Genomic DNA, 17,869 nt, shown 5'->3' with positions numbered 1-17,869 from the left:
CTCGGACGCGATTTGCTCAGGCGTCCTGTTGGAAATTTCCATCCTCATACCGGCTGCCCATCCTTTTGCGGAATGTCTTTTCAGATACCGCTATAGGATATGCCGAGCCCCAGACAAGCGTGAAGGCTATAGCGCCAATAAAAAAATGCGGTTTGGACAAAGATGCTTCCCTACTGTAACCATAGTACAAGCAAATCCATATTATATACAACCATGCCGAATCCATCGGCCTCTGGATCAAGGGGGGAGGGAAAGGAGATGCCTATCATTGACAAGCCGTTGACTTTAACCTTAGTGTTGAAATATGAAGGCAAGCACAGATGCCGTCTTGATATTATACATTGCAAATTTCTATAATATTGCTCCCGCAACGCCCGTTGAAGCCTTTTTCTAAAGACTAAAAAGCACCTGCTTAATTTGCAGATACTTCCAATACTCATTCAAAACCAACTAATCCTGCCAGTATTATTTTTATCGTTGTACATCTGAACAAAAAAGATACCGGTTGAGCCCGGTACCCCCTTTGCTTAGAAATTAATACATAAATAAATATGCGGTATTCTTATCTTCGCGCCTGCTTATTTAAGCTGCTGATGATTCCGAAAAAAATCGTTCCAAGGATCATTGCCGCCGATCCTCCGGAGCGCCTCCGCCATATTGACACCGTTAGGAGCTACCGTGTCCAGTTCATCCCAGGCGATGGGCATGGACACCCCGGCCCCGTTCCTCGCTCTCAGGGAATAGGGGGCAATGCTGGTAGCACCTCTGCCGTTGCGAATCCAGTCGATGAAGATCTTGTTGGTACGCTTAGCCTTTCTCACATTGCTTGTATAGCGGTCAGGCCACTTCTGTTCCATCACCTCGGCGACGCGCCTAGCAAAATTGTGAAACCTATCCCAGGCAACGGCAGGTTTTAAAGGGACGACCACATGGTACCCTTTGCCGCCGCTGGTCTTGAGGTAGGAGTTCAGGGAAAGCTCGGCAAGAATATTTTTCACATGCCGCACCCCCTGGCGCACCCTGCTCAGATCCATTCCCTCATCCGGATCCAGATCAAAGACCATCAGATCAGGCTTTTCCAGCTCCTCCACACGGCTTCCCCAGATATGAAATTCCAGGGTGCCCATTTGTGCTTCGGCGATCAACCCGGCTGGGTTCTTAATATAGAAGTAGTCTTCCAGTTCTCCGCCGCCGGTGGAAATAGGGATAGTGACAATTCCTTTACTGCCCGGACCGGGATGCTTCTTATAGAAGCAGGTCTGGGCTATGCCCTTGGGACAGCGCACAATGCTGAGGACCCTGTGGCTCACATAGGGCAGCATGCGCTCTGCCACCTGGGCGTAATACCGGATCACATCCCCTTTGGTGATTTCAGGGTCGGCAAAGATCACCTTGTCCGGGTTGCTGATCTTAATTCCTTCAATGATGATACCGTTGGTGTTTGCTTCCACGACGCTCTCCGTTTCTTTGGCGGCTGATGGAGGCTGTATTTCCTCATCCGCTTTTTCCTTTCTTATATCCTTGGGATTCTTATCCCTCCGCAGGCCTTTGAAGCTGGCCTGCCTTAAGAGATGATCTGCGGTCCATTCGGCAAATTTAATTTCCGCCACCAGTTCAGGTTCAAGCCAGGTGATCTTTTCCTTCGACCTGGGCTTGGGCGCGAGTTGGAAAGGGGGCTCCCTTCTCTGTAGGCCCGCAAATTTTCCCTCCAGCTCTTTCATATCGGCTTCCCTCAGGCCGGTGCCGGCACGTCCGGCATAAACTAATTCCCCGCCTGCATAGACGCCCAGAAGCAGGGAACTTACCCCGCTGGTTTTTCTATCGGAAAGCGTATATCCACCGATGACAAATTCCTGCCTTTGATCGCATTTAAGTTTGATCCAGTCGCCGTTTCTAGCGCCGCTGTAGACGGAATCGGCTTTTTTGCCGACGATCCCTTCCATGCCTGCCTCACAGGCCGCGCGGAAACTTTCCTTGCCGTTTCCTCTCACATGCCGGCTATAGTGGAGGTTTTGGGGGGCACCCTTCAGCAAAGCTTCAAGGGTTTCCTTCCTGTCAATCAGGCGGTGTCCCCGAAGGTCCGCTCCATCCAGCGCCAGGAGATCAAAGACGATATAGGTCAGGTTTTTGGCCTGGGGATTTTTCAGATAGTTCTGCAGTGCCTGAAAATCCGTCTTGCCCGCTGGGTCTGTGATGGCCATTTCGCCGTCCAGGATCATCGCCCTACCAACCGCCCATTCAACGAGGGAAGAGGCGACATCCAGGAACCGTTCCGTATAATCATTGCCGTTCCTGGTGATAAGCCGGACGCTGCTGCCTTCAATATAGGCCAGTATCCTGTAACCGTCGTATTTCAACTCATAAAGCCAATCCTCACCCTTAGGAGGCGTATGGACTAATTGGGCCAGCTGCACGCCGATACTGCTGAAGGGGTTGCTCGTGATCTTTTCGTCTTCCCCTTCTTCAATTTCCATCATGGTGCGTCCGGTTCTGATACTGGTGGTAAATTCAGAAATCCAGTCGGCAGTTTTGACATACTCATCTTTTTCTTTAAGTAACAGCCAATTATCCTGCTTCTCGCCAGCTTTCCCTTTCAATCGCACCAGAGCCCACTTTCCCTTAAGTCTTCTTCCGTTCAGAACAAACTTCAGCATACCTGCACGGAGTCCGTCCTCCACATCCCCATAGGGTTCCCAGTACCCTTCATCCCAGAGCATGACCACACCGCCGCCATATTCCCCTTTGGGAATCGTCCCCTCAAAGTTTCTGTATTCCAGAGGATGCTCCTCCACCCGTACGGCGAGCCTCTTGTCCCGTGTATCATAGGAAGGACCCTTGGGCACTGCCCAGCTCAATAGAGCTCCGTCCCATTCCAGGCGGAAATCGTAGTGATCTCTGCGGGCCAGATGGTGCTGGACGACATACCTCAGACCCTCTTGGGCAACTTCTGTTATCCCTTCCGGTTCCAAGGTTCTGGCAAAATTCCTTTTTTGGTTGTACTCGTTGAGTTTTGCAGTCATAAAATTACTCCGGTTCCTTCTCATATATCATTGTGAAAACACCTTCGCAGCTATTGTTTCCAATTGAATTGTAAGTATCCGGTCGTTTCGTATACGTTCCTGTCAATCAGATACCCTCGCAAGACGCAGTTACGCAAAACGCCGGTTGCCCATTGACGTGTTAAAATATCACTTTTTCTCTCAAAGAAAATCATACCGGTATTAGCTTACAGAGCATCGCAAGCATTACGCACAAATATAACGGCGGGGTTGAATTCGAGCATGAGAGGCTTGCCTTTCATGCTTCGGTTATGTTGGGGGTTCGGTAGGCTCAATCCCTACCTCCATTGTATTCATCGTCGCTTCTCTCCCTCTTTGTCCACTTCAAAAGTCTATAAATAAAACGCGGCGGCCGGGACACGGAAAAAGACATCTTCGGGCAGCCAGGCGGATATGGGACGAGACTATCTCAGAACACCCGCGCTTCCGGCTGTCCCCAGTGCGGAGGACAGCTTGTGAAAGAGACTTATATGGGAGGGGCCATCTATTATTGTCCCTCCTGTCAGCCACCGGGGAAAGAGTAAATCACGCAATTTACCAGGAAGTTTAGGTTTCACTAAAATATATTTTTTTCTTTTCTTAATACCCGCCGCAATCCAGTTGGGAGCATAAGCGGAAGTACAGCCTTTCGACACTTTCAAATCCCGGTACACCCCTAAAGTTTCACCAAGAGTGATACACCGCTCTGTAAATTGCGGATAGCGTATCCCTATTGCACACAAAGCGTGGTTCATCGCCCATTGTTTCCCTGGGGTCGCAGTTTGCAATTCAGCTTCAATTCTTGTAAGAAGCTCTTCCAACGCAGCATTCGTTAATTTACCATCGGATACTTTATGAACAATTAGGTTCCAGCCTGCTCGTCCTAAGTTATCCTTATTCGAAGCCGACCATTCTTCCGCAAGAATATCTGCATCCTTGTGATTGCAGACAACTTCACCGACAAACTTATCAATCATATCAGAATAGGTTAATTGAGAAACCATACTCCGTGCTTCATCTAACGTCAGCTTCTTGGCATCAAACAACATACAGGCCAGCCATTGGGCGTCCGTGTTTCCACTCTGCCAAAGCTCTAATGCCAACTCATGATTTGTCCCTAATTGCTTTGCCAGTTTCCGCAGTTCCCCCAGTAAAACACCGTAAGTATTTTCGCCTGCGCCATTCTTAATATACATCTGTTTTCGTTTTTCGTTACCTAAATCGCCAAGTTTGGCGAGTATCTCGTTTTTTGTCATTTTTATCACACTCCTGAAGTTTACCTTTCACAGTATCACCATAAAATATCCCTAGTGTTTTCACCTTGAAATTTTAATATATTGGTATCTTACTGCATAAAACAAAAGAAGCCAATTGTAATAACCTAACATTAATACTTTTAAATTGATATGTAATTTATGCTTCAATCCCTCTTTACGCACGTATTAATACGTGTTATGATGTATTCAGAAAGAGGGGATAACATGAAAACCGGCGAGCTACTTAAACTGCTAAGCCAAAACAAAATAGCCTTAAAACGCCGGGGAAAGAGACATGACATATACTACAGTCCAATTACCGGGAAGTCCTTCCCAGTACCGAGACACAAAACGGAATTAGCAGATGGAACACTAGACAGTATACTCAAGGATGCGGGGTTGAAATAAACCCCACGTCCCAATTAATAGATATAAATGAAATATAAAAAATGAAAAGGGAGAGAACCTCAATGACTAGCTATTTATACCCAGCGATATTCACTATTGAATCCAATGGATCTTATTTTGTAAAATTTCCGGACATTGAAGGTTGCTATACTCAAGGTGATAATTTATATGATGCTTATGAAATGGCTAAAGATGTATTATGCTTACGTCTTTATGATCTGGAAGAATCTAAGGAAATTATCCCACCACCCTCTTCACCTGATGTAATTAAAACTGAGCATGGCTCATTTGTGACTTTAATTAGTGCTGATACCCTTGAATATCGAAAATTCAACGATAACAAAGCTATCAAAAAAACCCTTACTATCCCGCAATGGCTTAACATCATGGCGGAACGCGAAGGTTTAAACTTCTCTCAAGTTCTTCAAAGTGCCCTAAAGGATCAACTTGGCATTCATAACAATTAAATAATCAAAATATAATAATTACAAAAAAAGCAGCCTTAACCAGCTGCTTTTTATAGTCGTACGCCTTTATTACTCCTCATCATCCGATCAAGCGCATTGAGCTTATCTGTCTCCTCATACTTAATTTTTTGAAGAGGAGGATCTACTTATAATAAACTTGAAAGTGAGGATTATGATGGAGTCTAGAGAGGGTGTCAATAAAATGTCATTAGCAATACCTAAGTTCAATATTCGAGATACAAAGAAGCACTATTCTGAACTTAACCATATCGCTCTAAAAGGAATCGAAGTAATAACATTCAATGCAAATAATGAGAACGAAATGGTATCACATATTAAAACTTCTTATCTCGATAAGCTTTTGTCCCATTTAATTTTCAAACCAGAAAAAGAGTTTGATAAAGAAATTGGAATTCATACTGTTTCTCTTCCGGAAATTGACCTTTATGGTGAAGGTCCTACGTTAGAAGCTGCTATCAATAATCTGCTTGATAGCGTTCTAGAATTTCTTAGTATTTATGTTGAGAAACTAGATATGTTTTCAAAAGTTGAGTCTGACCAAAAACAACTATATTTGCTTAAACTTCTAAGATGTCATGGAGATAGGGATTTAATACAGAAAGAGTTAGGTTTGTAAAAATGCCTATACGATTCTGTCAGGGAGATATACGCAAACTTCTTTCACATTTCAATATGAAACCAGAAAAGGGCTCAACTATATATTTGGGAATAGGCAGAGACGGTATTTGGCGCACTTGTAAGTTTGACTACCACAAAGATAAAGATCCTGTAGCCACAGGTACTGCTAAAATAATAGCTACTTCCTTAAAATTCAATACTGTATTAGAGATGAAGGAATAAGTATCTCATGCAAGGTCCATATCTTTCCTGGAAATATAACCCATATTTTGGGCTGAACCGGCAGTGCAAAGAAAAAGCGGACGCCGTCTTGCGTATTTTCCACACCATAAGCCGCATGATGAAGTTCCAGTATTTCTTTAGATATGGGCATAGTCACAATTTTTTTCACTAAAGATAATAAGTCCTTGTATTTTCTTCCTAAGCGATTTCTTCTCCAACCTGAATATCTGCTATGGAAAGTGTTGCGTTAGTCTTTTTAGCTTCTGTTGACCTTAGACTCGCAATATTTATCAGTTGCTCCATTGTGTGCCATGGATCATCAGCACGTTCTTCATGCCGCCGTCCCCCAATTACTCCTGCAGAAATACTTATCTCTATTCCGCAAGTAAAGCTGTGCCGACCTATAATATCCGCCAAATGGTAAGCTAAAGCTGCACCTGTGTCCAAGTGTGCTGGTAATAAAACAGCAAATTCATCTCCTCCAAAACGGCACAAAAAGGCCTCCGAAGGAGCATTTTCTCTTAACAGTTTGCTCACTTCGATTAGAATATTGTCCCCTACTGTATGACCGAAAGTTTTATCGATTAAACCGAAATTGTTTATGTCAAAAAAAAGAATACTGATTTCTTGCTTATTTTCAAGTAGTCGAACACCATGATAATATATGTAATCACTCTTATAAAGACCAGTCAATGAATCAATATGAGATCCTAGTTGAACCTCGAGCAGGTTTCGAGGTAGAATACCGGATAATAAACCTTTTTCCTCTACTAAGAAGACATCTAAACCGGTCTCGTCAAAGAGTTCTTTGGCTTGCCAAAGCGGCATTTCTGCAGAAACTGTGACCGGTTTCCCTCTCATAGCATCTGCAATGATTCGATTGGGATGTGTTCTCAGGAGCTCCTTGTAGGTTATTACTCCCACCAGATTACCATCATCCATTACAGGACAACAACCATTTTCAATTTCCAATAATAATGTCCTTATCTTTGAAACTCCATCCAATACATCCACTGCGTAGAATTCTTTAGAGTAAATATGTGCAACTCGCTTAATATTTATCATAAATCGATCGATTTGCTGATGTGTACAGTTATATTGACATGGGCTTTGATAATCGTAGTTTCATCAACAATCTTCCCTCCTTCCTCTAAAATGAACTCACATAATTTTTCTTCCGGGACCATGTTCATCAGAGCATTGCGTACTACTATGGCTTCTATGACTGGGTGGTCAACTCTAATGATCTTATACTGATCCGGACTGAGGACATCAACCATCCTTTTTAATGCCTCAGGTCCTATAGGTGCATTACGACCCACAATGACAACGTCTTGCATAGGAGGCATTTCAAATTCAGTCAGATTCATTTGGATTTCCGCTTTTTTGGCTTCTTTCATACGAACCTCCGATTTTTTTTGATTAACATAACTAGTTTGTCCAAAATAGTCTTTTGATAGTTCTACAAAAACACCGTGTCTCATCCCACTTCTTTAAACTCTACATGCCCAATAAAACGAGTTAAATCCTGCATCAAATCTATATATGTCTCTTTATTGAGAAATCTACCATTACTATCAAATAAAAGACGAATAAGAGGTCGCGTTGGAAGTTGCAAGGGCACTGCCGTGATCACTCCCACTTCTCTCGTATTGAGGGTAACAATAGCATTTTCAGGATATAAAACCAGGGACTCTCTAAAAGCTTGTACGACTATCGGGTTAAAGTCCTTCCCTGACCAGGACATAATCATTTCGAGAGCATGGTACGGTGGTAAGCCTTTGCGATATGGCCTGTCGGCAGTTAATGCTTCATAAACATCTGTGACAGCTAATATTTGAGCATCAAAATGAATATTGTTCTCCATTAATCCGTAAGGATAACCCTTTCCATTCCAACGCTCATGATGGTTTTTGACAGTCTCCAGCACCCTAGGTAATAAATGGGTATTCTTTAGCATTTCTACTCCCAACAGAGGGTGTTGCTTCATAATAACAAACTCTTCTTCTGTCAAACTACCTTGTTTGTTCAAGATTTCCTTTGGCACCCTCAACTTTCCTAAGTCATGAAGCAACGCCCCCAAGGTCAAATATTTGAGTCTCTTCTCTTTATATCCTAAACGCATTCCGGTAATTGTTGCTAATAAAGCAACATTCAGGCTATGCACAAACGTTCCATAATCATGTTGTTTGAACTTCTCTAAGTCTAATCGCAATACATCTAAACCCAGATAGACATTTATAGGTTTAAGCTCTTTTAGAATAGCTTCTACGAGCACAACAGTTTGTTCAATATGCTCAGGTCGAATAAGCTTCGCTTCATGGTAAATACCCCATAAAGATCCCACTAATTCTATGTACACATCTTTTGGAAAAGCTTTCATCCTCTCAGACGGACGACTTATGTTTTCCTGTTTTCTCCAAACATAAACTTCTCGCTTCTGCAGGAGATCCTTTATCCCTTTCGTAATCAGCTGTCCTTTGCGCAGTAACAGAACTCCTAAGCCATCAAAAAAATCCACACCCGCTGTCATCCCGATTATCGAATTTGGTTCTAACCGTTCCAAGAACCAATTCATGTCGCTTTCCCTTCCTTCCATATACACTACTAGCATCTTCATAATACTACTTGTATGTTCTTTATAATATTGTCGAAATTAAATCTGTTGCGAAGAAGGAAATCAGAAACCCCTCTATGTTCCTTACTGCAAGAAATTAGTTAATATCGACTTACTACTTTATGTTACACCACTACAATTGATAATCCTACAATTTTTGTTCGACATATTTTGCACAAAACGAAAAACTGCTCCGCTGTTCACAACACTTATAATTAATACTTGTTAACCACACACTTTACCTGAATTAAACATAGAGAATAAAATGTGACCTACAAAACCAAGTTCGATGGCAGTCAGAAGACCTTGCTATACAATGCTAGCAATCGGAATCATTTAATTGGATATGGTAAATTACATATATTTTGCTGCTTCTCCTAATAAGTCACTTAAGGTCACGGTTCCCGCATCGATTAACGACTATAAATGACAGCTCGAAAGTTGTTCCGCCGAGTAGGCATCCGGCATTTTTAGATCGCATTGTCAACAACCAATTGCCTTGTTGCTGCATTGTTTCGATGGATCTTTAACGATTGGGCATGCCACTGTTAACAAGTTATCAGCAAGTTTACACAATTGTTGACTAGTTAACGCTTGTGATATAAAAAATGCCCGTTTTCTGTATGTTTAGCATTGGCATGTTTTTTGCACAATGATAGTGAAGACGACGTCTGATTGACTAGCTTATGATAGTTATACTTTAATAACTTGGCAAGAGGATATCAATAATATGGTAAGGAGGAAGTATCCTTAGAATCCAATTGAATTAATCCTACGGTTTCCTTCAAGGTCTTAAATTAACAAATACAAGGAGGTATATATTTATGGCAGCTTATTTTAATGAGGTAAAAGCGCAATTAAAGGATGGGAAAGTGGCTTTTCTAGTGATTATCTTCACGTTAGCACGACTGATTTATGGATGGGCATGGATTGAATCCGGATTACACAAGATAGCATGGTTTTCAGATGGCAAACTCAATTCAGCTGAAAAAATCGGATCTCTCATTACAAACATAGCAGGTGAAAAAGTTACTCGTTTTGATCCACTTAACATCAATGAAGCATTTGCGTGGATCGCACAAAATGTTTTTTTAAGTATGCCCGGGGTAACTGATACCTTAGTGGTAATTCTCGAAATTTTAGTTGGTGTATTTATGATTCTTGGATTTAGAATATTTTGGAGTGCCCTAATAGCTATGTTCATGAATTTACAATTCCTTGCTGGTGGATCATTTAACAACTTTGGCTATATTTGGACTAACTTAGCAATGTTAAAATTCGCAAGATATGCTGAGCTTCTTGGAGTAGATGGATTCCTAAGATATAGGCAAAATAAGAATTTATTAGAGCAAGCAAGAGAAAAATAGCAACTGCTGCAGGAAAGTAAGTAAGCCATTAGCTGCATAATTTGTAAACTGCATGAAGTTTTGTATAGAGCCAGAAAGCCTTAAGATTCTAAGGCTTTTTGGCTCTATAAGATGGTTATACTAACAATATCTGGCCTGTTAAACGGAATATTATATTTAATAATGGTTCTAAGCAGACAGATCCCAAGGCAACTGCAGCATAGAATCAATCTGGTGTGCGCCTATGGGTTTATGTGATTTATGCCCTAAGTAATGTTTTTAGTCATGTAAACTATTGAACAAAAGAAGGTTTATGATTGAAGACCAAGACGTTTTAATTTTTTCCATAAGCCAGTGCGTGTAATCCCTAAATAATTCGCTATGGCTGTCTTATTTCCCTCAAATTCGCTTAATAAGCGTTCAAGTTTCTGATACTCTGTCTCTGCTTTATCACCATCTTGAGTATACAATTCAGGGGGAAGATCTCGGGAGTGAATCACTTGACCTTCTACGAAAACAAACAGTCGGTTGATCACATTTTGAAGCTGGCGAACATTTCCAGGCCAAGAATATTTCAGGAACTGAACTTTCGCATCAGATGAGAGATGCTTTACTGGAGCTCCGTGTGTTCTAGATAAAAAATGAAGCATGCTGTGAGCTAAATCAAGGATATCCATACCGCGCAAACGTAATGGAGGAAGCTGTATTTCTATAGCATTTAAGCGATACAGTAAGTCTTCCCGAAATTCTCCTTGTCGGACCATTAACTTAAGATCACGGTGTGTTGCTGAGATAATTCGCACATGAACTGGAATAGGTTTACTTGACCCCAGCGGCTCTACTTCCTGCTCTTGGACGACTCTTAAGAGCTTTGCTTGTAATTCAGAAGACAGCTCTCCAATTTCATCCAGAAAAATTGTTCCCTCATCTGCTAAGAGAAATTTACCTTTTTTGCCGCCTTTTAACCCTCCGGTAAATGCACCTTCCTTATAACCAAAAAGCTCAGACTCTAAAAGATTAGGAGGAATTGCCGCCGAGTTAACCACAATAAACGGGCCTTTTGCGGAAGGGCCAAACTGATGAATCGCTTTGGCAAACAGCTCTTTACCTGTTCCTGTCTCCCCAGTAATAAGGATCGGGAAATCGTATTTGGCGGCGATTGAGGCCTGGTTAATAGTATTTCGTATAACGTCTGACGAACCGATAATATGTTCAAACCCCTTTGGAGCAGTGGAAACTTGTAACCGTTGCGGACTCATTTCAACCAGGGTATTAAGAGGCATATTCGAAAGAATTAGTCCAAGATGGTCTGAGGCGAACTTGAAAATACCTGCTGCAGCTGACGATAAAGCAAATTCGTCTGAAGTGACCCCAGTAAGTGCGGCAATAATTTTTCCTTCTTGGTTTTCAATCGGAGCATATAGAATCGCCGTTATACCTTGTCCAACCAAACCTAATTCGATATTTTGAAAACGAGGATCTGCAAGATTAAAAGCGACAATACTCTTTGATTTTATCATCATTTGAATTCCAGTATTTGTGAGGGGGGTGCATTTACCTTGTCCCTTAAAGATTTTACATGCTCCTGCAATACAACAACACTGCTCCTTTTCCTGATCGATAAGACAAATTCCTACACGTTCTATTTTAGAATTTAGGCCTAATTGGGTACAATATTGATTTAAAAAATCGTGAGTAAAGGGATCTGAAACAGCAGATGTTATCGTTTGAAGCAGAGTCGACGTACCCAATGTTTGAAACTCATGTTGAAGTTGAACACCTGCATAGAATAAAGACTGGGCTACCAACTTTGAGAGAATCTCAAAAAACATGGCATCTTCTATTTGAAATCGTCCTGCCTCCGAACTAGCTAAGAGAATGGCTCCTATCACTCTATGATCGAAGATAATCGGGACTCTGAGAACGGAACGGAATCCTGTTCGGTAGAGTTGAGGATCTTCTCGAAAAGAGAACCCCTCTGGAGACAACGTTTCCACAAGATGCAACGCTTCATTTTGAAATATCCACCCCAATCCGGAGTCCGTTATGGAGCGATAGGCGGTATGCAAGGTCCCTTCAACTTCTAGTCCAATAGAATATTCATAGGTATACTTGCGAAGGGCTCCATCCACCCTCATCAAATCAAATCGTTCAAACGTAACTGCTTCTTGTACAAGACTGGCAATGCGTTGACTAACAACGCTTGGATCGACCGTAAAATCTTCTAAGATCTGTTCAAAGGGGGCGGGGAGACGGGTAAGAAACTCCACCTCATCACCAATTAGAATAAGTCTGTTGCTCGTACCATAGACGACAAAGACTTGAACAAACAAAACCTCACCTGAAGGTAAAATCTTAGATTTCATTAAAGATGGATCCGAATAATCATCGAGAATATTTGCTAAAAAGGTTGAACTAAGCCTTTTTAGCAAATATTGCCCTCGAAGATTTGTGAATGTAACCTGATATTCTGAATTAACTCGGATTATGGCATAGGGGAATTGGTCTAACAATTGTTTTTTCATGGTTATTTTTCTCCTTGCCAAACTTTTATAGACCCCAAAAAACCTTGGCTTTAAATCAATCCTCAAGCGAATCTGGCCTTCAGTCTTTATTAAACTCAGAGTGATCAGCCAAAAAGGTTGAAATGGACAACGTTTGACGCATACTTTTCTTTTTCGTCGAACTTCCCGCTTTTCCTTCCACCAATCACCAAATATTTCAAAAACTATCCTCTTTAAGATGATGAGACCCTCTAGTAGCCGCATTTCGGCATCAGGAGGGCCAATTTGTTACAATTTCAAGGATTGCTTTTTGCCTTGCCAAGTTAACTTCCCGGATTTTGGGGTCTTCACTGGATTTTTCCCATTCTTCCTAGGTGAGAGCCTTGTTTGATGAAGTTCATATTTAACTCAAGAGTCTACCTGCAATGACCCTCCTTTGTACTTGCTGAGTTCCTTCATAGATTTGAAGTATCTTAGCATCCCTCATCAGCTTTTCAACGGGATAATCCCTCATGTACCCATAACCGCCATGAATTTGAACGGCATCCACCGTTACTTCCATAGCTAGTCTTGCTGTTCTTCTGTACCTGCGATCAGGATTGGCGTAAGGGCCAGGGTATTGCCTTCCCATGCTCCGCTGATGCCTAAACATCCGTAAGCCAATTCTCCTATTAATATGGCTTCAGTAACATGGTCTAGTTCTAAGCCATTGTATTTTAAGGGTAGATTAAAATTCCACAAGCCAATCTCAAACCCTTTTTGGATGATGGGCCAGGGCATTTCATTTTTCTGGTCGTATTCCGCTGCCACGGGAATAATCTCGTTTTTAGTAAATTTCCGAACCATAGCTGCGTCATTATCCAAAATCGGCTTTTCCGATGCCTCTTTGACCATATCCTGATAGTCACTGCTTAAGAATCGGTCGTTGGAGAGAAGTTTGCAGGAAACCAGCGGCACACAGGCAAAGGCTTCATTAATCTCCAGGTATTTCAGGTCAGCCATGGTCAGCTTTGCTTCATCTAAACACTTCTTAATGGCGAAGACGGGGGAGACGGGCATGATTCTTGGCTGTAAGGCAATGGCGGCAATGGATACTAAGGTATAGATCATTTCCAGTCCCAGTTCTTCGGCATGTCCTCTGGTGGTGAAAATTTGGGCAGCGGCACCGTCATTCATACCCGGGGCGTTACCCGCCGTGCAGGTGGGATTGCCGAAAATCGGCTTTAACTTGGTCAGGGCTTCCGGAGTGATATCTGAGCGATATTGTTCGTCTTTGTCCAGCATTAGATTAGAAATAACCTTGCCCTTTTTGTCTCTTTTGACGATTTCCAGGGGGGTCATTTCCTTGTGAAAGAAACCTCTCTCCCAGGCCGCGCCATAGTTCCGGTGGCTGGCATAGGCTAATTCATCCTGCTCTTCCCGTGCTACTCCGTATTCAAGGGCCACGTTGCCGGAATCAACGGCAACGGGAGCATAAATGGCCGTTTCTTTGCCTAAGGACTTGACATAATCCAAGCTGATCTGCAGGGTTTCGTCGGACGTATGACGGCCGCGAATCAATTCCACTCCCTTCATCAAGGGAACCGGATTCATAAAATGAATGCCCACGAATTTGTCCAGCCTTCCAGTGCCACCGGCTATGGCCGCGATGGGGAGGGTGGATGTGTTGGAGCCAAAAATGGCGTGTTGGGGAGCTATTTGATCTACCCTCTTGAAAATATCCTGTTTTAGAGCCAGGTTTCCAAAAACTGCCTCAACCACCAGGTCAGCATCTTGGACAGCTTCGGCCAAGTCAGTGGTGGTTTTGATCCTGCCCAGAATCACAGCTCGGGACTCAGCAGAAGCTTACCCTTTTCCACACTCTTAGCCAGGGACTTGGCAATGGCTTTCAGCGCCTTTTCCAGTCCATTCTCCGAAATATCATTTAAACTGACCTGATAACCCGCCTGAGCTGACACCTGGGCAATCCCCAGGCCCATGGCGCCGGCACCGATGACTGCTACATTTTTAATTTCCATTTTGCTAAGCCCCCTTTATCATCGTTATTAATCCAGACAGGGAGTTTATCTTCCGATAAATTTTGGTTTCCTTTTTTCCGCAAAGGCAGCCATGCCCTCTTTTTGATCATACGTTGAGAAGCAAGCCGCGAAACACTCGATTTCATAATCCAACCCGCTATTAAGATCCAAACTGACACTCTGGTTCAGGGCCGCCTTGGCCTTGGCCATGTTCAAGGCAAACCCACTCTTCTCAACGAGACTGCCCGCCAGCTTTTTGGCTTCACTGATCAGTAAATCCGCCGCCCCAACCTTGATAACCAAGCCCATGTTCAGAGCTTCTTACAGCCCAGCAGAATAGGCCAGCTTAAGGTAAATTTCGAGGGGATAGCTTTTTCCAAGTGAGCAATTGAATATAATTCCTCATAAATACAAGGAAATAAGGGATATCATCTGTTATAAATAGTTAAATTTATTTGGATTTCTAGTATAATACATATAGCGAAGCGAAGCAGAAAGATTATAAAAACAGGAAAGAGTTAGCGAGGATGTTTGAATTTTTCTGCCCAAAGTGTAAAAATACTTTATTTAGTGCAAGTGATCATCGCTATGAAGAGAAGATCTACTGCTCACGTTGCAACACTTATCTTGATAATCCATATTACAAGAAACCACCTAATTAGCATAACATTCCTCTAAAACCCCGGATTGATCCGGGGTTTTACTTTTTATTTACCTTACAGTTCAATTTCCTTCTGTATAAAATTAAACCAGCGCCTGGAATTCAGTTAGGACAATCTCCCCAACGTTGATCCTTCACTGCCTTCTGCAGTTCCCGAACGGACATGTTTTCGATATCTATCTCCGCGCTGAACTGCTCCCCTTCTTCTTCCGGGACCGCGAGAAGGATGAGCGCCGTGCCAGGGATGATCCGTCCCACAAATAACAAAAGCGCACATACATCTCAGATAATGGCTGTAGATGTCTGTGCGCACGAATATCCCATCTATTATTTTGACCTTCCCATAATGTCACCTTACGTAAGAACATCAGCGTTTCGGTTATTCTGCATACAAAAGCACTTCCTCCTTCTGGATTTTACGCAGAAAATCATCTTCCAGACTTCCCGTTGTCAGAACATCGACTTTTATCTGTAAAGCTTCCTCAATTTCCGTATACAGCCCACATAAAGCAAACATCCCTTTAAGAGACCCCTTATCCACTCGTAAATCCACATCACTATTTTCTGTAACATCTCCACGAGCATAAGAGCCAAATAGATACACCCGTTCAACACCATATTTCCGTGCGATCGGTTCGACAATAGCTTTGATTTCTTCTATCGTAACCTTTTTAGCGGACATTGCTCTTACCTCCTTTGAATCATATTACGTCAATAGCACTATTTACAATATTATATCATAAACCTACTCAAAAAAATCAGCACTATATGGAATATTACGGTATATTTTAATGCTTCATATAATAAAGGGATGCATGGCCCGCTCCGAAATCATCCATGGCTATACTTACACCTAGACCTTTATGACCTAATTTATTAATCATTCCAGCCTCTTCGGCTATAGCAACAACTACCTGTGGATTCACCCTTCCATACAAAAAATGATTCCACCGAAGTAACGCCTCCACACCCAGAACTACACCCTTTACATCAACCTGGGGCTGATACTCAAGGAAAAACTCTCCCTTTTCGAGAGCTGCTTGAATATCGTAACTTAGAGCATTTGCCATATTCCCTATCTGATCATTTCTGGTTAAAATTCTCTTATTTGTACAATAATCTTCACTGAGAACAGTTTGAACTAATTGCTCATATGTATTAATAATTGCCCTTCGTTTTTGAAGCTCATAGAGCTTAACAAAGGGGTAATACAAACTTGTACCAATTATTATGTTAAAAATCTGCAGAGCCAAACCCCTCCATGAAGAGGTCGCCAGCCATCCGCCCAGAAGGGGCGGTGTAGTCCAATCAACTGGGGCTATGGTTACCGGAACTAAGCCTATTGATGTTGTTAGATACAATACTTTAACGCGTTCTTCTACGCTTAATGTCTCCGTGATCTTGATGGCAAACTCCAAATCTTCTTCTGAAGGAGCTGGTACCCCGATTTCCTGCAGGTTCTGAAGCATGATCTTTGTTAGTTTCTTGTTGTGCAAATAATCGTAAACCCCAGCCAGCACCTGATAATCCATTTTTGTTTCTGTCATCATGCTGCCTCGGTTCGTGGCATTGGCTCGTTAGAAAACACATTGCCCCTTTATGAAAGCATACCGGAGAAGCTTCCTACACATAATATACTAGCTTCTAAGTAGTATCTCGGAAAAGCAATAACTGACTCTGGGTATTATGGAAACACTATCCATTTAATGTTCTTTGACAACTTCACATAGCTAAGATAAGCAAAAGAAGAAGCTCCCCTTTCCCAAAAAGGCAATAGGAAAGAAACCGGTGTTCCAAGTCATTTTTAAAACCCGGCGGGTATATGGGGTATTCTTTTAGGTCTGGCGTTATGTTGCTTTCGAAATGGTTAGGAGGCCTATGTCAGAAAGAATAGAGGGCTTTAGTATTACAACTTGCGCATCCAAGTGCTGATTGACAGCTGCCAAAGTTGCTTGCCAAAACCAGCGCTTTTTACTTCGACATCGGGCATTCTCAATTTTATGGTCAACAAGGATTCTCTTGAATGTACGCTCAACAGTGGTTCTTCGGGCATAAATATTCTTCCAAGGCTTGGAGCCACGGGGAGTTGAAGTAAAAAGACGCAAATCCCAGTTGGGTTTGGTGTAGATTACACGGCCATATTTCCTTGGAGAACAAACCTGTTGTTTAGGACATTGACTCTTGTCCTTGTAATGAGGACAACGCCACTTAATCCGGCACCTGTTATTGTTAAATCCCCAATTGAGCATAGGTAAGTTGACAATACAGATGGGAACCCCATTGTCATTGACAGTAAGCGGTCCGGAATAGGTTGAATGGCCTTTGTAACGGCCATTAAGGTTGATGAAAGCTTCCGTTTGATTTGCCCATAGCAGGCGATAAATATCATAGACATCGTGGGCCGAATCTAAAAGAGCTTTACTGAACTTAAATTCGGGATAGAGATTAAGCAGTTCAACCCAGGAGAAGACAAAGGTTACACTATCATGCCGGGAACCCTGTACTAAACGCAGAAACATCGGAAGGTCATTTGGACTATCTGCTGAAGTTATAGAGTACAGGGTGTGTCCATAAAACCATTGTTGGCATTAAAGAGATAAGTTTAGATTTCAGCCAGGTTTGATACTCACCATGTTTACGCCAATTGCCTAACAAAAAATCGCCTCCGATCAATCAACTAGAGAAAAAATCTC

At 42.4% G+C, this 17,869-nt stretch carries 17 protein-coding genes and 3 pseudogenes; 6 read left to right on the top strand and 14 right to left on the bottom strand.

Features of this window, described 5'->3' with window-relative positions; translation table 11 throughout:
* Nucleotides 1-578 precede the first annotated feature (578 nt).
* Nucleotides 579-3,020 carry a DNA ligase D gene (gene ligD, locus JL57_RS05820; RefSeq protein WP_034141107.1) on the bottom strand — a complete coding sequence of 814 codons (2,442 nt, stop codon included), beginning with the start codon at nucleotides 3,018-3,020 and terminating at the stop codon, nucleotides 579-581.
* 167 nt (nucleotides 3,021-3,187) lie between these two features.
* Between ligD and JL57_RS36255 the strand changes: the two genes are divergently transcribed.
* Complete coding sequence (locus tag JL57_RS36255) at nucleotides 3,188-3,328, top strand: GHKL domain-containing protein (protein ID WP_366556985.1); 141 nt, start codon at nucleotides 3,188-3,190, stop codon at nucleotides 3,326-3,328.
* Nucleotides 3,329-3,514: 186 nt separating this feature from the next.
* Entirely contained in the window at nucleotides 3,515-3,583 is a 69-nt protein-coding gene (locus JL57_RS36250) for a hypothetical protein (RefSeq protein WP_366556984.1), read from the top strand.
* Between the two features lie 168 nt (nucleotides 3,584-3,751).
* Here JL57_RS36250 and JL57_RS05815 read toward each other — a convergent pair.
* Nucleotides 3,752-4,294, bottom strand: a pseudogene (locus JL57_RS05815) (DNA alkylation repair protein); the annotation flags it as partial.
* A gap of 225 nt (nucleotides 4,295-4,519) precedes the next feature.
* Here JL57_RS05815 and JL57_RS05810 point away from each other — a divergent pair.
* The 3 genes from JL57_RS05810 to JL57_RS05800 all read left to right on the top strand — a co-directional run bounded on the left by JL57_RS05810 (nucleotide 4,520) and on the right by JL57_RS05800 (nucleotide 5,806).
* Entirely contained in the window at nucleotides 4,520-4,702 is a 183-nt protein-coding gene (locus JL57_RS05810) for a type II toxin-antitoxin system HicA family toxin (RefSeq protein ID WP_034141106.1), read from the top strand.
* Nucleotides 4,703-4,764: 62 nt separating this feature from the next.
* Nucleotides 4,765-5,169, top strand: a complete 405-nt coding sequence (locus JL57_RS05805) for a type II toxin-antitoxin system HicB family antitoxin (protein ID WP_034141105.1) — start codon at nucleotides 4,765-4,767, stop codon at nucleotides 5,167-5,169.
* Nucleotides 5,170-5,371: 202 nt separating this feature from the next.
* Complete coding sequence (locus JL57_RS05800) at nucleotides 5,372-5,806, top strand: hypothetical protein (protein ID WP_291299753.1); 435 nt, start codon at nucleotides 5,372-5,374, stop codon at nucleotides 5,804-5,806.
* 422 nt (nucleotides 5,807-6,228) lie between these two features.
* Here JL57_RS05800 and JL57_RS05790 read toward each other — a convergent pair whose 3' ends face one another.
* The 3 genes from JL57_RS05790 to JL57_RS05780 form a co-directional block, all read right to left on the bottom strand.
* Complete coding sequence (locus JL57_RS05790; RefSeq protein WP_034141102.1) at nucleotides 6,229-7,095, bottom strand: GGDEF domain-containing protein; 867 nt, start codon at nucleotides 7,093-7,095, stop codon at nucleotides 6,229-6,231.
* Nucleotides 7,092-7,430 carry a hypothetical protein gene (locus tag JL57_RS05785; RefSeq protein WP_034141120.1) on the bottom strand — a complete coding sequence of 113 codons (339 nt, stop codon included), beginning with the start codon at nucleotides 7,428-7,430 and terminating at the stop codon, nucleotides 7,092-7,094. Before JL57_RS05785 ends, JL57_RS05790 begins: the two co-directional genes overlap by 4 nt.
* An 80-nt stretch (nucleotides 7,431-7,510) precedes the next feature.
* Complete coding sequence (locus JL57_RS05780) at nucleotides 7,511-8,608, bottom strand: HD-GYP domain-containing protein (protein WP_034141101.1); 1,098 nt, start codon at nucleotides 8,606-8,608, stop codon at nucleotides 7,511-7,513.
* A gap of 863 nt (nucleotides 8,609-9,471) precedes the next feature.
* Between JL57_RS05780 and JL57_RS05775 the strand changes: the two genes are divergently transcribed.
* The gene (locus JL57_RS05775) at nucleotides 9,472-10,014 is read left to right on the top strand and encodes a DoxX family membrane protein (RefSeq protein WP_034141100.1); all 543 of its coding nucleotides are present in this window, start codon (nucleotides 9,472-9,474) and stop codon (nucleotides 10,012-10,014) included.
* Between the two features lie 290 nt (nucleotides 10,015-10,304).
* On the opposite strand, the gene JL57_RS05770 is transcribed toward JL57_RS05775, so the two are convergent.
* The 9 genes and pseudogenes from JL57_RS05770 to JL57_RS05740 all read right to left on the bottom strand — a co-directional run bounded on the left by JL57_RS05770 (nucleotide 10,305) and on the right by JL57_RS05740 (nucleotide 17,695).
* Nucleotides 10,305-12,518: a sigma 54-interacting transcriptional regulator gene (locus JL57_RS05770; RefSeq protein ID WP_034141099.1), complete on the bottom strand. Its 2,214-nt coding sequence runs from the start codon at nucleotides 12,516-12,518 to the stop codon at nucleotides 10,305-10,307.
* Nucleotides 12,519-12,900: 382 nt separating this feature from the next.
* A pseudogene (locus JL57_RS33620) lies at nucleotides 12,901-13,071 on the bottom strand (acyl-CoA dehydrogenase family protein); the annotation flags it as partial.
* On the bottom strand, nucleotides 13,062-14,321 hold the full coding sequence (locus JL57_RS33615) for a 3-hydroxyacyl-CoA dehydrogenase NAD-binding domain-containing protein (protein WP_291299752.1): 1,260 nt from the start codon (nucleotides 14,319-14,321) through the stop codon (nucleotides 13,062-13,064). The gene JL57_RS33615 and the pseudogene JL57_RS33620, both read right to left, overlap by 10 nt.
* Complete coding sequence (locus JL57_RS33610; protein WP_291299751.1) at nucleotides 14,318-14,515, bottom strand: 3-hydroxyacyl-CoA dehydrogenase NAD-binding domain-containing protein; 198 nt, start codon at nucleotides 14,513-14,515, stop codon at nucleotides 14,318-14,320. The genes JL57_RS33615 and JL57_RS33610 overlap by 4 nt, the downstream gene beginning before the upstream one ends.
* A gap of 45 nt (nucleotides 14,516-14,560) precedes the next feature.
* Nucleotides 14,561-14,824 carry an enoyl-CoA hydratase-related protein gene (locus JL57_RS05755; RefSeq protein WP_034141098.1) on the bottom strand — a complete coding sequence of 88 codons (264 nt, stop codon included), beginning with the start codon at nucleotides 14,822-14,824 and terminating at the stop codon, nucleotides 14,561-14,563.
* A gap of 478 nt (nucleotides 14,825-15,302) precedes the next feature.
* Nucleotides 15,303-15,410: pseudogene (locus JL57_RS33605) on the bottom strand (DUF3102 domain-containing protein); the annotation flags it as partial.
* Nucleotides 15,411-15,555: 145 nt separating this feature from the next.
* Nucleotides 15,556-15,858, bottom strand: coding sequence for a nucleotidyltransferase family protein (locus tag JL57_RS05750; RefSeq protein WP_034141097.1), 303 nt, complete (start codon nucleotides 15,856-15,858; stop codon nucleotides 15,556-15,558).
* Nucleotides 15,859-15,964: 106 nt separating this feature from the next.
* The gene (locus JL57_RS05745; RefSeq protein ID WP_291299750.1) at nucleotides 15,965-16,726 is read right to left on the bottom strand and encodes an EAL domain-containing protein; all 762 of its coding nucleotides are present in this window, start codon (nucleotides 16,724-16,726) and stop codon (nucleotides 15,965-15,967) included.
* A gap of 297 nt (nucleotides 16,727-17,023) precedes the next feature.
* Complete coding sequence (locus tag JL57_RS05740) at nucleotides 17,024-17,695, bottom strand: transposase (protein WP_291299749.1); 672 nt, start codon at nucleotides 17,693-17,695, stop codon at nucleotides 17,024-17,026.
* Nucleotides 17,696-17,869: the final 174 nt, after the last annotated feature.

This window comes from Desulfosporosinus sp. BICA1-9 (genome assembly GCF_000802135.1).
This window is presented reverse-complemented; position numbering and strand designations above follow the sequence as displayed.

What these genes read in the sequence shown, in the direction of transcription:
- JL57_RS05780 (WP_034141101.1), bottom strand. Translation starts at nt 8,608, where the DNA reads ATGAATTGGTTCTTGGAACGGTTAGAACCAAATTCGATAATCGGGATG.
- JL57_RS05790 (WP_034141102.1), bottom strand. Translation starts at nt 7,095, where the DNA reads ATGATAAATATTAAGCGAGTTGCACATATTTACTCTAAAGAATTCTAC.
- ligD (WP_034141107.1), bottom strand. Translation starts at nt 3,020, where the DNA reads ATGACTGCAAAACTCAACGAGTACAACCAAAAAAGGAATTTTGCCAGA.
- JL57_RS05755 (WP_034141098.1), bottom strand. Translation starts at nt 14,824, where the DNA reads ATGGGCTTGGTTATCAAGGTTGGGGCGGCGGATTTACTGATCAGTGAA.
- JL57_RS05750 (WP_034141097.1), bottom strand. Translation starts at nt 15,858, where the DNA reads ATGTCCGCTAAAAAGGTTACGATAGAAGAAATCAAAGCTATTGTCGAA.
- JL57_RS05810 (WP_034141106.1), top strand. Translation starts at nt 4,520, where the DNA reads ATGAAAACCGGCGAGCTACTTAAACTGCTAAGCCAAAACAAAATAGCC.
- JL57_RS05805 (WP_034141105.1), top strand. Translation starts at nt 4,765, where the DNA reads ATGACTAGCTATTTATACCCAGCGATATTCACTATTGAATCCAATGGA.
- JL57_RS05785 (WP_034141120.1), bottom strand. Translation starts at nt 7,430, where the DNA reads ATGAAAGAAGCCAAAAAAGCGGAAATCCAAATGAATCTGACTGAATTT.
- JL57_RS05740 (WP_291299749.1), bottom strand. Translation starts at nt 17,695, where the DNA reads ATGTTTCTGCGTTTAGTACAGGGTTCCCGGCATGATAGTGTAACCTTT.
- JL57_RS33610 (WP_291299751.1), bottom strand. Translation starts at nt 14,515, where the DNA reads ATGGAAATTAAAAATGTAGCAGTCATCGGTGCCGGCGCCATGGGCCTG.
- JL57_RS05745 (WP_291299750.1), bottom strand. Translation starts at nt 16,726, where the DNA reads ATGATGACAGAAACAAAAATGGATTATCAGGTGCTGGCTGGGGTTTAC.
- JL57_RS05800 (WP_291299753.1), top strand. Translation starts at nt 5,372, where the DNA reads ATGTCATTAGCAATACCTAAGTTCAATATTCGAGATACAAAGAAGCAC.
- JL57_RS05775 (WP_034141100.1), top strand. Translation starts at nt 9,472, where the DNA reads ATGGCAGCTTATTTTAATGAGGTAAAAGCGCAATTAAAGGATGGGAAA.
- JL57_RS05770 (WP_034141099.1), bottom strand. Translation starts at nt 12,518, where the DNA reads ATGAAAAAACAATTGTTAGACCAATTCCCCTATGCCATAATCCGAGTT.